Here is a 13241-nt window from a genome sequence, read left to right as displayed (position 1 = left end):
ATCCCTCTTGGAAAAGCGTTGCGGGCTGCACATCCTGCATCAGCACTGCCGCCATGCGTGCAAGACGAAAACCAAGACTGGCAACGGTCACACCCATTAGGAATTTCAGCTGGAAGGCATTTTCTTGCCGCTGCTTTTGCCAAGCTTCATAAAACAGCCAGGAAAAAAACAAAGCGCTGAGCATCGAATAAACGACCACCATACAGCGCATCACCCGAGAAAGCCCCATTGGGATTCACATAGGACGCAATGGTTTTTTTGCTCCAAGTGCCGAAGGTGTAAGCCGTGGGTCCAGAGTTGGCAGTCGTTGCGGTATTGACAGGGTTCATCGCCCCCGCCCCCGAAAGAGGGCCTACTGCAAACCCACCGGCGGTTGACGTGTATGAGTAGGTGGTGCCTGTGCTCGTCAAGCCAGAGCTGAAACCCGTGAAACCCGATGCAAAGTTGCCGTTGGTCAGCAAGTTGGAGCCAGCGGCCGTCACCGTCCATGTATTTGACAACACACTCACGTTGCCCAGGCTGTCCATTTGACGTGCACTGAAAGTGTTTGTACCGCCACCCACTGCATCGTTGGTGGCCAGCCCACTGATGGACCATGCGCCGCCCGCAGCCACTGTCGTACTTCCTACCAAATTGGTGCCGGTGTTGTCATACAGGTAAACGGTGTCGCCTGCAGTACCAGTTCCGCTCACAGTGCTCAGAGCGCTGGTCGTGGTTCCTCCGATGCCGATGCTTGCGTTGGCCGTGTCGATGACGCTGGTGATGACCGGCGCGGCTTCAGTGAAGTCGGTGTTGACGATTTGGGTGGTGGTTGGACCCGTGTTTCCAGAGCCATCTTGCACTTTGGCGGTGTAGGTCCATCCGGTGGTGTAGCCGGTGGTGTCGGTGATTTCCCAGGCTTTGCCGTTGACCACGGCGTCGCCAATGTAGGTGCCGTTGCTGTAGACCTTGAGGACCTGGCCTGTGATGAGCACGGCGTCCAGCGTGCCTGACACAAGACGACCAGCGCTGCCATCGGCGGTTGTCCAGTCGGCGTTGTCCAGCGCCAAGCTGCTGTCCTTGGTCATGCTGCTGAAGGTCACGGTCTGCGTGGGCACGGCGGTCACGTAGGGCACGCTGGCGGTGTTGTTGCCCTCGGCGCCGTCGGCGTTTTGGTTGCCTGCGGCATCGCTGAACTTGCTGCTGGCCACGCTGATGCTGCCGGTGCCGCTAGTGTCGGCGGTGGGCGTGAAGGTGGCGCTGTAGCTGGTGCCCGAGCCGCCAAAGTTGCTGAGCGTGCCGCCGCTCACGGCGACGTCGCTCACATCAAAGTTGGTGCTGGCCTCACTCAAGGTGAAAGTGATGGTTTCGGTCTGCCCAGTGGACAAAGTGGCCGTGCTGTTGTTGGCCCGTGCCACGATGATGGTGGGCGCTGTGGTGTCGATCACCAGGGCCTGCGTGTCCACCCCCTGCGAGCCGAAGCTGCTGGTCGTGGTGGTGGTGCCCTGGTTGACGATGGTGGAGCGGATGGTGTAGTTGCCAGCGCTGAGTGCAGAGGCGGTTTTGTCCAATGACCAAGTGCCGTTGCTGACAGTGGCGGTGCCGCTTTGGACCACGGTGCCGCTGCTGTTGAGGATTTCCACGAACACGTCGTGGTTGGCATCGTTGTATTCGACCGGCACGGTACCTCTGTAGACCAGCGTGGTTTCGCTGGTGATGAAGTCGCTGGCCGATGTACCGGTGTCTTTGGAGCCGTTGGCCGATGTGCTGGAGCCATTGGCATCGTCGATGGCCGTGATGGCAATGGGGCTGACGGTGGTCACGACCACCGGCACATCGACCAGCACCTGGGCTTGGGTGGTGCTGTGGTCATAGACCTTGTAGGTGATGGTGCCGAGCTGGACCTGACCCTTGTAAGCCCAGGTGCCGGTCAGGCCCGAGTTGCCCAACACACCCGCGGTGCTGCTGACGCCGTCGGTGGCCAGCGCGTCGAGCTTGAGCGCATCGCCCGTGCCGCCCTGGATGACCATTTGTACCTTGCCGGTGCTGCTGGTGCTGCCGGTGGCAGCAACGCTGCCATCGGCCACCTGCTGTGTGCTGCTGAAGCTGAAGGGGGCCATGGTGCTGGCGTTGGAGCCGCCCAGGCTGAGCACGTTGTTGGCGCTCAGCGTCAGGCTGCTGCCGCCTTGCATTTGCAGGATTTCAACTTCCTGGATCTTTTGCACCGTCTGGTTGCCGGTCAGTGTCTCCAGGTTGAGCGTGGTGCCTGCGGCGAGCTTGAGGGTGTCGATGCCGGCGCCGCCATTGATGAAGCCGCCTGCGGCCAATTTGCTCTGGATATCACTGGCTGTGGCGGTGATGGTGTCGTTGCCTGCCAATGCAATCAGAGGTGAACCACTGTAAGTCAAAGCATCTGCTTGCGCTGTAGCGGCCGCAGTCAGTGTGCCACCTGCTGACAAAGACCCGTTCGGGGCAGGCACTGCATCGACACGTGACAAGACGACGTTATCAATCAGAACGCCTCGATCAGCTGCACCGTTGTTGGTGGTGTCAGCAAAGGTCATGGTGACTGTTGTGCTTTGGGCAACAAATGTTCCATTGACAACCGATGGCGCGTTTGACGCTGGTGACAAGGTTTGCGACAAGCTGGTGGCACCGGTCAGCTCAAATTTGACAACATCGGGCACTTCATCTTCTCTAGCGTTGGTGAAGCTCCATGCGTAAGTCTGACCAACGATCAAGCCGTTGATGGTCTGAGAGATAGTGCCGGGACTGCTGCCAGCAGTGTCCAGTACTTTTGTCCCAGTCACTTGAAGAACGTCTACGTTAGGGTCCCACATGAAGTCTGAGCTGACTTCACTCAGGGTGAAGGTGATGGTGCTGGGCCCGGACACGGCGCCCGAGGGGCCAGTGATGGCAATGGTGGGCGCGGTGTTGTCGGTCTTGTAGTTGAAGGTGACGGCGTTGTTGGTTTCAACCACTTTGCCGCTGACGGTGTCCGCGCTGTCGAAAGTGTCCTTGTTGAGGTTGCCAGCGGGGTCGCTGAACTTGCCGGCCTTGACGCCGATGGTGACGCTGCCGGCACTGTTGGCAGTAGGCGTGAAGGTAGCAGTGAAGACCGTGCCGTCGCCCACAAAGTTGCTCAGCGTGCCTGCACCGGGGGTCACAAAGATGTCGCTGGCATCAAAGCTGGTGCCCGCGTTATCGCTCAGGGTGAAGGTGATGGTTTCAGCGCCGCTGACAGTGCTGTTGGTGCTGCGGCTGACAATCACCGTGGGGGGCGTGGTGTCGGTGTTGATGCTCAGGTCGAGCAGGTTGTTTTCTTCGAGCACGGTGCCGGTCACAAAGGCTTCGTAGGTGTCTTTGTTGGCGTTGCCTGCGGCGTCGGTGAAGGTGCCGGCTTTGACGCCGATGGCACCGCTGCTAAACAAGCCGCTGGTGGGCGTGAAGGTGGCGGTGTAGGTGATGTTGTCGGAGGTGGCCCAGTTGCTGAGCTGGCCGCCAGAGACGTCGACATCGGTGCTGGCGAAGGTGGTGCTGGCTTCGCTGAGGGTGCCTGTGGTGTCGACGTTGGCGGTGACTTGGTTGTTGCTCTCGACGACTTTGCCGCTGACGGTGTCGGCGCTGTCAAAGGTGCGGTAGAAGACCATGCGCGACTGCTGCGCCACCACTTCACCGGTTTGAGCGTACTTCTGGCCAAAAGTGTGGATGGGGCTGTTGGGGCCGGTGTAGTAGTTTTGAGCGACAGCGCCCAGTGACAGGCACAACATCAAAGAAGCAACAAGGCTGCGGGCAAGGCTGGAATGGCAAATTTGTTGATTTGATTGATTTGTGAGTGTCTTGAGTGTCATGAATAGCCATCGATCATCAAGAACAACAACTCTTGCTCACGCAAAGTCAAGGTGTTGAAGTTGCGTTGCAGCCTAGTCAAGCCGAGCCGATTTTTGGCCCTTTGCTTGTCCAGAACAATGCCTTTGTTGATCGCTTCCAGTAATTTTTCTCTGGCAAATGGCTTCAATAAAAATGCGATGGCACCCGAGGTGAACGCCGAAATGATTTGATTTTTGTCGCTTTCGCCGCTCATGAAGATGATCGGGGTGTTGCGACCGATTTGTTCGAGTTGCTGCTGTAATTCGAGTCCAGTAAATCCCGGCATGTGCATGTCCAGCACGATCACAGCCGGAGAGATGTCCAGCGATTCACGCAGGAAGGACTTGGGGCTGGTGTAGGTGTCTACCGAATAGCCATTCAACTTGAGCATGTCGCTCAGGTAGTGCAGCATGTCATGGTTGTCATCCACGAGGTGCACATGGCCGAGGGGGGTGTTCATTCGATTCAGTCCGTCAATGGATGTCTAAACCATCAAATTTATCGAATTTAAATCGAAATTGAACTACCCAAAAGGGTAATCTCAAGCTGAAAATTCCGACATTTGCCAGGTTTCTTTCCATCGCCCAGGTCGCGCAAGCCTGTGCTGCGGACAGCAGACATCAGCGTTGTGCAGCCTGTTCGTACAGGTGCTGCACTTTGGGCAGGTTGGCTTCGAGCTCTTGGATGCGGTTGGCGCCGCTGGGGTGGGTGGACAGGAACGAGGCGTTGTTGTTGCCACCCGAGGCGGCTTGCATTTTTTTCCACAGTGCAACGCTGGCTTCGGGGCGGTAGCCAGCGCGCACAGCGATTTCCAGACCCACCAAGTCGGCTTCGGTTTCATCGTCGCGGCTGTATTTGAGGCTCAGCAGTTGCGTGCCCATATTGGCCGCTGCATCGCCCAGCGCACCCAAGCCCAGCAATTGCGAGGCAATCGACAGGCCAACTCCGGTGACTTTGCTTTTGGCCATGCGTTCGCGGGCATGCTCGCGCAGGGCGTGGGCCATTTCGTGGCCCATGATCATGGCGGCTTCGTCGTCGGTGAGTTGCAGCTGGTCCAGGATGCCGGTGTAGAACGCGATCTTGCCGCCGGGCATGCACCAGGCGTTGAGCTGTTTGCTGCCGATCAGGTTGACTTGCCACTTCCACTCGCGGGCACGGGGGTTCCACTGTGCGGTGTGGGGAATCAGGCGTTTGGCGATGGTGTGCAGGCGTTGCAGTTGTGGGTGACCCTCCGGCGCCAGGGCGCCTTGTGCGCGGGCATCGGCCAGAACCTGGCTGTATTGCTGGCGTGCGGAGTTTTCCAGCGTTTCAGCGGGCACCAGGTTGCGCATGCTGGAGGCCGAGCCGACGTCGACTTGTGCCAAGGCTGAGCCTGCCGCTGTGGCGCCTGCAGCCAACAAGAAACCTCTGCGCGCGTTCCAGCGGTGTTCGCCAGAAGTTGCCGAAGAGGATGAGGGGGTTTTGAGGTCGCAGAGCCAGCACATAGAGGCTGATCATAACCAAGAAGTTGTCATTTTGTGTGGCCTGATAATCGAGCCATGATTGAAAACACCAGCCCTCCTGAAGCGTCTGCACGCACTTGGCGTGCGTCGCTGCGTTTGTATTTGCAACCGGCCAGTTTGCGCATGCTGTTGTTGGGGTTTTCGGCGGGCTTGCCGCTGTTGTTGGTGCTGGGCACCTTGAGCTTTCGCCTGCGCGAGGCGGGCATTGACCGCAGCACGATCGGCTATCTGAGCTGGGTGGGTTTGGCCTACGGCGTCAAATGGATGTGGGCCCCTTTGGTGGACCGTTTGCCGATCCCGTGGCTGACGGCGCGTTTGGGGCGTCGCCGCAGTTGGTTGCTGCTGTCGCAGGCGGTCATCATGGTGGGCTTGGTGGGCATGGCTTTGAATGACCCGTCGCAGGTGCTGGGCCCGTTGGTGGCCTGTGCTTTGGCGGTGGCATTTGCATCGGCCACGCAAGACATCGCGCTGGACGCGTACCGCATCGAGTCGGCCGAGGTGAACGCGCAAGCGGCGCTGGCCGCCACGTACCAAACGGGTTATCGCCTGGCCATGATCTGGGCCGGTGCCGGGGTGCTGTGGATTGCCGCACGTGCGCAAGGCGCAGAGACCACGGGCTACGCACAGGCTGCCTGGCAAACTGCTTATTTGGTGATGGCGGCCAGTTTGTTGCCCGGCATGTGGATGGTGTTGGGCTCGCCCGAGCCCGTGCCCGCTGCGATGAAGCCTGCCCGCAATGTGGCCGAGTGGGTGCAGGGTGCGCTGGTCGATCCGTTTGCCGATTTCTGGCGCCGCTACCGCTGGCAGGCGGTGTTGGTGTTGGCGCTGATCGCGGTGTACCGCATCAGCGATGTGGTCATGGGCATCATGGCCAACCCGTTTTATGTGGACATGGGTTTCACCAAGGACGAAGTGGCGGCAGTGACCAAGGTTTATGGTGTGGTGATGACTTTGGTGGGAGCGTTCATTGGCGGCGTGCTGTCGGCCCGTTGGGGCGTGATGCGCATCCTGATGCTGGGCGCCATCTTGAGCGCGGCGAGCAATATGCTGTTTGCCTGGCTCAGCGGTGTGGGCCACGATGTGACGGCGCTGATTTGGGTGGTGTCTGCCGACAACCTGGCCAGCGGCATCGCCTCGGCTGCGTTCATCGCCTATTTGTCTTCGCTGACCAACATCAGCTATTCGGCCACGCAGTATGCGCTGCTCAGTTCGATGATGCTGTTGTTGCCCAAATTCATCGCGGGGTTTTCGGGCGACTTTGTGAACGCCTACGGTTATGCGTATTTCTTTCAGGTGACGGCTTGGTTGGGTGTGCCGGTGTTGTTGTTGGTGGCTTTGGCTTCAAGGGTGCATGCGCGCAGTGAATGAGCACCTTGCCCTAAGCATGCATGGATCCCGGCTCAAGGCCGGGATGACTTAGCAGAACTGTCACCCCGGACTTGATCCGGGGTCCATCTCCACCTTCTCCGCAGCCCTCGCAAACCCGATAGATTTACCCAGCTTTACACAAGCGATACGCCCGGCACTGGCTCAAAGAGGATGATGCATTCATGCAACAACTATTGATGATTGAAGACGATGTCCGCTTGGCGGGCATGGTGTCGCAATACCTGGGTGCTTCAGGTTTTGAGGTGAGTCACGCGCCCGATGCCCAGACGGGTTTGTCACGGCTGCAATCTGCGGGTGTGGACCTGGTGATCCTGGACCTGATGCTGCCCGACATGGACGGTTTGCAAGTGTGTCAGCGCATCCGGTCCTTGCCTGGTGCGCTCGGTCAGGTGCCGGTGCTCATGCTCACGGCCAAAGGCGACCCGATGGACCGCATCATTGGCCTGGAGATGGGGGCGGATGATTACTTGCCCAAACCCTTTGAGCCGCGGGAGCTGCTGGCCCGCATCAAAGCCATCTTGCGACGCAAAGGCACAGACACGGCGACCAGTGCGCAGGCGATGCAGTTTGGTTCTTTGGAAATTGACCGCGATGCACGACGCGTCTCTGTCAAGGGACAAGCGTGTGATTTGACCTCGTACCAGTTTGATCTGCTGGTGGCGCTGGCCGAACGCGCAGGTCGCGTGCTGACGCGCGACCAGATCATGGAAGCGGTGCGCGGGCGTGAGCTGGAAGCGTTTGACCGCTCCATCGATGTGCACATGGGGCGCATCCGCGCAGCCATTGAGGCCGACCCGAAAGCACCGCAACGCATCTTGACGGTGCGCGGCGTGGGCTATGTGTTTGCGCGCCAGCAGGACTGAGTGATGTTCAAAGGGCTGTCCAGGCATTTGTACCTGCGCATATGGCTGGCCGTGGTGGCTGGCGTGGCCGTGTTGATGCTGGTGGTCGGGTGGTTTTGGCGAGCCAGCATGGAGCACAACACGCCGCCGCCCATGCCGCGCGACTGGATCATCATGACGCCTCAAGGCGAAGTGTTGGGGACTTCCGCCCCGAGACAGCGCCCGGGTATGCCTTTGGATTTTGCATTCACCCTGCCCGACGGACGCGAGGTGCAACTGCAAATCCAGCGCAAGTGGGAGGATGGTCGCCCTCCGCCGCGCCTGCACCGTGAGCCACCCTGGTGGGCCACACCGCCGTATGGTTTTTTCTGGATGTTGGGTTTGATCGGGCTGGCCGTGGCCTTGGGTTTGTACCCGGTGGTGCGGCGCTTGACGCAGCGCCTGGAAGGTCTGCAACGCGGTGTGCAGCGCTGGGGCGAGGGCGATTTATCGGCCCGCGTGCCGGTGCAAGGCGACGATGAAGTGGCCGATTTGTCGCAACGCTTCAACCAGGCGGCTGGGCACATTGAGGGGCTGATGGCTTCGCAAAAGTCTTTGCTGGCCAACGCCTCGCATGAATTGCGTTCGCCGATGGCCCGCATCCGCATGGGGCTGGAGTTGATGGATGTGGCCAATGCCGACATGCGCCAGCGCACCCGCGCTGAAATTATGCGCAACATGGCCGAGCTCGATCAGTTGATCGACGAGATTTTGCTGGCCAGCCGACTGGATGCCAAAGAAGCCGACATGGGTACCATCGAAGCGGTGGACTTGGTGGGTTTGTGCGCTGAAGAATGCGCCCGCGTAGGCGCTTTGCTGGATGTGCCGGGCGGCATGCACACGCTGGAAGTGCAGGGCGTGGCCAAACTGCTGCGCCGCATGGTGCGCAACCTGCTGGAAAACGCCCGCCGGTATGGCGCAACTGCTGCAGATGGCGAAGGCATTGTTTTGTCTTTGCGGTCAGAAAAACAGCAAGTGCTTTTGACCGTGTGCGACAACGGGCCAGGCGTGCCACCTGAATACCGTGAACGCATTTTTGAGCCCTTCTTCCGCTTGCCCGGCGCCAGCGAGCGCGTGGGTGGGGTGGGGCTGGGCTTATCGTTGGTCAAGTCGATTGTGGAGCGGCACCATGGCAACGTAAGGTGTATTGATGCGCAGGGGGCAACCGGGGCTTGTTTTGAAATTAAGTTTCACGGTCATCGATCAACGAATGGCTAATGTGGGCGATCGATCCAATGATCTTCATTTCCTGTTTGTTAGGCTTAGCTACAGCTTAGCTCTACCGAGCAGTGTTCATCGATAATGCGATGATGTCGCTCTATTCTCCCTTTGTGGTACTGGGCCTCTATGTAGAGGCCTTTTTTTGCTTTTACTGGCTGCACAAATTTTGGCCCGTTAAGCTGGCGGCATCGCGCAACGCCGCCATCGACGGCTTGCGGGGTTTCCTAGCGTTTGGTGTGTTTGTGCATCATGCCAGTATCTGGTTTGTGTTTTTGAAAACAGGTGTTTGGGATGTGCCTGATTCCCGCTTGTTTTCTCACCTCGGGCAAACCACAGTAACGCTGTTTTTCATGATCACCGGGTATCTGTTTTTTGGTCGCTTGCTCTCACAACAACAAACGCCGATTGACTGGTTTCGCTTGTACCGGTCACGTGTACTGCGAATCGTGCCGCTCTATCTGGTGGTGATGCTGTTGGCGGTGGTGGTGATTGCCGTAATCAGACACACACACTGGCTGGCCCCTACCGGCGAGCTTTGGGCTAAGAAGTCACTGTTGGGGCTCTTTACCGCTGGCGTGACATGGACGCTGGCCTATGAATGGAAGTTTTACTTTGCCCTGCCTTTGCTGGGTTTGTTGATAGGCTTTCGCCCTGCCTAGCGATGGCTTGGCTTTGCGGCGTTGATGTTGGTATTGACCAAAGCACATCTGGCCTTGGATATTCATGCGTTTGCGTTTGCGGGCGGGATGGCTGCGGCGCTTTTGTCCCGGAACGAAGGGTTTCGGGAAAAGGCTACTCACCCCTTAGCCAGCGTATGGGCAGTGGCTGCTGTGGCGCTTGTAGTTACCGGATTTGACACCGCTTATGCCGTATTGCCCACTGTTTTACTAGGTTCGGCGTTTTGCTTGATCTCCAACGGCGCCAATGTGTGGGGCCTGCTGAGCTCTCCACTCACCCGTGCGTTTGGCGAAATCACCTACAGCATTTACCTGCTGCATGGGCCGTTGTTGTTCATCGTCTTTCGATTAGCGATCGGCCTAGATGAAGCGGCATCTTTTTCGCCTGCAATTTATTGGGGCTATGTGGCAGCACTGATTCCATTTTTGCTGGGTGTATCTTTAGCTTCACTCAAGCTGTTTGAGTTGCCAATTATTAGCAGGGACTGATAAGTGCTTTCAAAGCTTGTTGGCATAGCTTCGGTATTGACTTAGCAAGGCCTCGTACATTACTGGCTTTTTTACTTTGGAGAGACGAGTCAAAATCTGCCTGTAAAACCCCCGCTTGGTATGGCCCTTGAGCACCAAAATCGTTTTCTTGACGAAACGGCACCAAAGATACGCAAGTGTGCGCCTCTCCAAATCTCGGCGGTTGGTGTTTTGCTGGTGCATACGGTAATGCACCAAGGTGCTGGCGAGGAAACGGGTTTCGGTGATGGGGGCTAGCACCTTGAGGATCCAGTCGTCATGGCCCTTGCCCGGGAAAATAGGCAACACCACATCGTTAAAGCTGCGGCGATAGGCCATCATGCAGCCGCACCATGCGCGCGGGTAGGGCTGCATGAAGACGTTGATGGAGTGGTCTTTGATTTCTTGCGGTAATTGCGCTGCACTGAGCTTTTTGGGACCGTAGGTGTCTATAGGACCGGGGTAAGGCTGGTTGCGCTCATCTATCCAACAAAAGTCATGCAAAACCAGGCCTACCGAGGGTTCAGCATCGAACACCGCCACCATGTTTTCAATTTTGTTGGGCTGCCAAAGATCGTCCTGATCGCAAAGAAAAATGATGTCCTGCGTGCACAGGCTGATGGCCTTCTCGAAGTTCTTGATGTAGCCAAGGTTTTGCGGGTTTTGAACCACTTTTACAGCGATGTCCGGATGCTGCTTCGCAAAGCCCTGCGCAATTTCGACGCTTTGGTCTTGGGAGCAATCGTCACAAATGATGACTTCGTCAGGCCTGCACGTTTGAGCGACCAGGCTGTCCAGTTGTTGTTGCAAAAAAGCGGCACCGTTGTAGGTGCACATGGCGATGGATGTTGTGCTTCTCATATGTTGTACGCGTCAGCCTAACGCTTAACTGAAGCTTGCAGCTGGTCCCGGTCGTAATGAAGCATGGCATACCGGAAGAAACATTCCAGGGCGATAAAGAAGCAGAACAGAAACCCCTCTGCCCCACACAAAAAGCCGCGCCTGAACACATACAGCTGCAGGAAATTGACCAAGGCTGAAGCAAAGCCACGCAGCACACCGCCGCGTTTCCCTTTTTCGGCGCGCTTGAGTGCGCCAAGCTGGGCATATTGCGCCAGTTTTTGCAGGCTGCCGTAAACAGTCTCGCGCGAGTAGTGCAGTAAACGGCCTTTGAACTTGATCACTGGCGTGGCAGGGTTGCGCACGATGGCTTTTTCGTGAACGACGCCCTCAAAACGCTCCAGGTTGGCGGAGGGGAACATGCGTTGCACGCCGCCGGTGGACTTCATGAGCGTAAGGGCTTTGCCGTAAGCCACCTGGTTCCACAACACCTCCCAGGTGGCTTGTTGGCCGCTTTGCACAGCGACTTGAATTTCGACCTGAAGCTCGGGGGTGATGACTTCGTCAGCGTCCAGAAAGAAGATGTAGTCGCTGGTGCAGTGCTGCAACAGGCGGTTGCGCTGCACGGCAAAGCCTTGCCAGTCGGCATGGGCGTGGACCTGGGCGCCCAAGCGCTGGGCGATGGCCACGGTTTGGTCTTTGCTACCGCTGTCGATCACCACGATCTGATCAGCAAAGCGGGCGCTTTGGATGCATTGCTCAATGCGGCGTTCCTCGTTCATGGTGAGGATGCCGATGCATAGGGTGGGGTGTGTTGCGGTCATAGCGGTTTCCAGTGGCGCACGCCCTGCAAGCGCCCCCACATGCGGGCAAGCAGGCGGGGGTTGTAGGCCAGCAGGCGCAGGGGCAACGCCAGCACGGTTTGCCACAGCAGTTTGCGTTGTTGCTGGCGGGCGGCGGTGGTGCTTTGGTATTTGCGGGCGTAAATCAGTTTGGACTGAGCGTGGTGGTAGCCGCGCAGGTATTCGCTGCGCAGGGGGCTGCGCCCACGCACGCTGCCGCGTGAGCGGTGTGTGGCGGTGGCGGCGGGGTCGATGATCATGGCTTGGCGCTGCTTGAACAGGCGGGTGCAAAGGTCGTCGTCTTCGTAGTACAGGAAGAACTGTTCGTCAAAGAACTGGCCTTGGTAGGCGCTCATGCGCAGCAGCATGGCAGCGCCGCAGACAAAGCCCACGCAGGCGGGGCCTTCGGTCACAGCGGGGCCCCGGCTGTGCCACAGCAGGTGGGGCCAGCGGTAGTTGACTTCGGGTTGGCCGTTGGCTTGCAGCAACTGGGGGGCGACCATGGCGACCTCGGGCCATTGGGCGGCGGTGCGCAGCAGTTGTTCCACCGCTTGGGGGGTGATTTCGCAGTCGGGGTTGAGCAGCAGGGCAAACGGGGTTTGCACTTGCGCCAACGCACGGTTATTGGCGGCGCCAAAGCCCCAGTTGGCGGGCAGCGCCAGCACTTGGGCCTGGGGCAGGTGCGCGGGGGTTTGGGTGGCGCAGTTGTCGTCGCTGCCGTTGTCCACCACGATGACGTGGGGGAGCTGAGTCAGCGCTTTGCCCAAGGCGGGCAGGCAGTGGGCGCTGTTGAAGGTCACGATGATGACCGTGACCTGGCTCAACATCTCAGTGCCCACCACCAAAGTGCTCACCCGCCTTGAGTTTGTACTCGGTGCCGCAATAAGGGCACTTGGCTTGGCCGGTTTTGGCCACGTCCAGGTACACCTTGGGGTGGCTGTTCCACAGCTTCATGTCAGCTTTGGGGCTGGGGCAGAACACGCCGCCTTGGGGGTTCAGGTCAGCGGCCAGCAGTTCGATGGTGTTGCTCATGTTGTGGTGTCCTTAAACCAAAGTCAGCCAGTGGGCGTACTTGGGGTTGCGGCCGTTGACGATGTCAAAGAACGCGGATTGAATTTTCTCGGTGATCGGGCCGCGGCTGCCCGTGCCCAGTTCGATGCGGTCCAATTCGCGGATAGGCGTCACTTCGGCGGCTGTGCCAGTGAAGAAGGCTTCGTCGGCGATGTAGATCTCGTCGCGCGTGATGCGCTTTTGCACAATCTCCAGGCCCAAGTCCTTGGCGATGTGGAACACGGTGTTGCGGGTGATGCCGTTCAAGGCGCCAGCCGACAAGTCAGGCGTATAAATCACGCCGTCTTTGACCACGAAGATGTTTTCGCCAGCGCCTTCGGACACGAAGCCCGAGGTGTCGAGCAACAGGGCTTCGTCGTAGCCTTCGTCGGTCACTTCCATGTTGGCCAGGATCGAGTTGGTGTAGTTGCTCACCGCCTTGGCTTGCGTCATGGTGATGTTGACGTGGTGGCGGGTGTAGCT

The 13241-nt window shown here is 58.5% G+C and carries 11 protein-coding genes and 1 pseudogene; 4 read left to right on the top strand and 8 right to left on the bottom strand.

Going from position 1 to position 13241, the window contains the following annotated elements; all coding sequences use genetic code 11:
* Positions 1 to 146: 146 nt before the first annotated feature.
* From Q1W40_RS11205 to Q1W40_RS11195, 3 genes are all read right to left on the bottom strand, one after another.
* Positions 147 to 3749: an Ig-like domain-containing protein gene (locus tag Q1W40_RS11205; protein WP_300711907.1), complete on the bottom strand. Its 3603-nt coding sequence runs from the start codon at positions 3747 to 3749 to the stop codon at positions 147 to 149.
* Positions 3750 to 3826: 77 nt separating this feature from the next.
* Positions 3827 to 4309, bottom strand: coding sequence for a response regulator (locus tag Q1W40_RS11200; RefSeq protein WP_300711905.1), 483 nt, complete (start codon positions 4307 to 4309; stop codon positions 3827 to 3829).
* A gap of 160 nt (positions 4310 to 4469) precedes the next feature.
* Positions 4470 to 5333, bottom strand: a complete 864-nt coding sequence (locus tag Q1W40_RS11195; RefSeq protein WP_300711903.1) for a M48 family metallopeptidase — start codon at positions 5331 to 5333, stop codon at positions 4470 to 4472.
* A 54-nt stretch (positions 5334 to 5387) separates the two neighbouring features.
* Here Q1W40_RS11195 and Q1W40_RS11190 point away from each other — a divergent pair, with 54 nt between their 5' ends.
* From Q1W40_RS11190 to Q1W40_RS15150, 4 genes and pseudogenes are all read left to right on the top strand, one after another.
* Entirely contained in the window at positions 5388 to 6719 is a 1332-nt protein-coding gene (locus tag Q1W40_RS11190) for an MFS transporter (protein WP_300711901.1), read from the top strand.
* A 182-nt stretch (positions 6720 to 6901) separates the two neighbouring features.
* Positions 6902 to 7603, top strand: coding sequence for a response regulator transcription factor (locus tag Q1W40_RS11185; RefSeq protein WP_108324977.1), 702 nt, complete (start codon positions 6902 to 6904; stop codon positions 7601 to 7603).
* 3 nt (positions 7604 to 7606) lie between these two features.
* Positions 7607 to 8839 carry a HAMP domain-containing sensor histidine kinase gene (locus Q1W40_RS11180; RefSeq protein WP_300711898.1) on the top strand — a complete coding sequence of 411 codons (1233 nt, stop codon included), beginning with the start codon at positions 7607 to 7609 and terminating at the stop codon, positions 8837 to 8839.
* A gap of 89 nt (positions 8840 to 8928) precedes the next feature.
* Positions 8929 to 10008: pseudogene (locus Q1W40_RS15150) on the top strand (acyltransferase family protein).
* A 9-nt stretch (positions 10009 to 10017) separates the two neighbouring features.
* Here the strand turns inward: Q1W40_RS15150 and Q1W40_RS11165 are convergent.
* The 5 genes from Q1W40_RS11165 to Q1W40_RS11145 form a co-directional block, all read right to left on the bottom strand.
* Positions 10018 to 10887 carry a glycosyltransferase gene (locus Q1W40_RS11165; protein WP_300711892.1) on the bottom strand — a complete coding sequence of 290 codons (870 nt, stop codon included), beginning with the start codon at positions 10885 to 10887 and terminating at the stop codon, positions 10018 to 10020.
* A gap of 17 nt (positions 10888 to 10904) precedes the next feature.
* Positions 10905 to 11690, bottom strand: a complete 786-nt coding sequence (locus tag Q1W40_RS11160; protein ID WP_300711889.1) for a glycosyltransferase family 2 protein — start codon at positions 11688 to 11690, stop codon at positions 10905 to 10907.
* Positions 11687 to 12562 carry a glycosyltransferase family 2 protein gene (locus Q1W40_RS11155; protein ID WP_300711887.1) on the bottom strand — a complete coding sequence of 292 codons (876 nt, stop codon included), beginning with the start codon at positions 12560 to 12562 and terminating at the stop codon, positions 11687 to 11689. The genes Q1W40_RS11160 and Q1W40_RS11155 overlap by 4 nt, the downstream gene beginning before the upstream one ends.
* A complete protein-coding gene (locus Q1W40_RS11150) occupies positions 12537 to 12740 on the bottom strand; it encodes a zinc-finger domain-containing protein (protein WP_300711885.1) in 204 nt (67 codons plus the stop codon). The genes Q1W40_RS11155 and Q1W40_RS11150 overlap by 26 nt, the downstream gene beginning before the upstream one ends.
* A 12-nt stretch (positions 12741 to 12752) precedes the next feature.
* Positions 12753 to 13241, bottom strand: a 489-nt coding sequence (locus tag Q1W40_RS11145; protein ID WP_300711883.1) for an aminotransferase class IV, incomplete at its 5' end; no start/stop codon positions are given.

Origin of the sequence: Limnohabitans sp., assembly GCF_030158565.1 — a bacterium.
Lineage (GTDB): Bacteria > Pseudomonadota > Gammaproteobacteria > Burkholderiales > Burkholderiaceae_C > Limnohabitans_A.
Note: the sequence above shows the minus strand (reverse complement) of the source record. Positions and strands in the feature narration are given on the sequence as shown.

Excerpts from the sequence above, each read along its gene's own strand:
- Q1W40_RS11205 (WP_300711907.1), bottom strand. The coding sequence starts at position 3,749 with ATGTTGTGCCTGTCACTGGGCGCTGTCGCTCAAAACTACTACACCGGC.
- Q1W40_RS11200 (WP_300711905.1), bottom strand. The coding sequence starts at position 4,309 with ATGAACACCCCCCTCGGCCATGTGCACCTCGTGGATGACAACCATGAC.
- Q1W40_RS11195 (WP_300711903.1), bottom strand. The coding sequence starts at position 5,333 with ATGTGCTGGCTCTGCGACCTCAAAACCCCCTCATCCTCTTCGGCAACT.
- Q1W40_RS11190 (WP_300711901.1), top strand. The coding sequence starts at position 5,388 with ATGATTGAAAACACCAGCCCTCCTGAAGCGTCTGCACGCACTTGGCGT.
- Q1W40_RS11185 (WP_108324977.1), top strand. The coding sequence starts at position 6,902 with ATGCAACAACTATTGATGATTGAAGACGATGTCCGCTTGGCGGGCATG.
- Q1W40_RS11180 (WP_300711898.1), top strand. The coding sequence starts at position 7,607 with ATGTTCAAAGGGCTGTCCAGGCATTTGTACCTGCGCATATGGCTGGCC.
- Q1W40_RS11165 (WP_300711892.1), bottom strand. The coding sequence starts at position 10,887 with ATGAGAAGCACAACATCCATCGCCATGTGCACCTACAACGGTGCCGCT.
- Q1W40_RS11160 (WP_300711889.1), bottom strand. The coding sequence starts at position 11,690 with ATGACCGCAACACACCCCACCCTATGCATCGGCATCCTCACCATGAAC.
- Q1W40_RS11150 (WP_300711885.1), bottom strand. The coding sequence starts at position 12,740 with ATGAGCAACACCATCGAACTGCTGGCCGCTGACCTGAACCCCCAAGGC.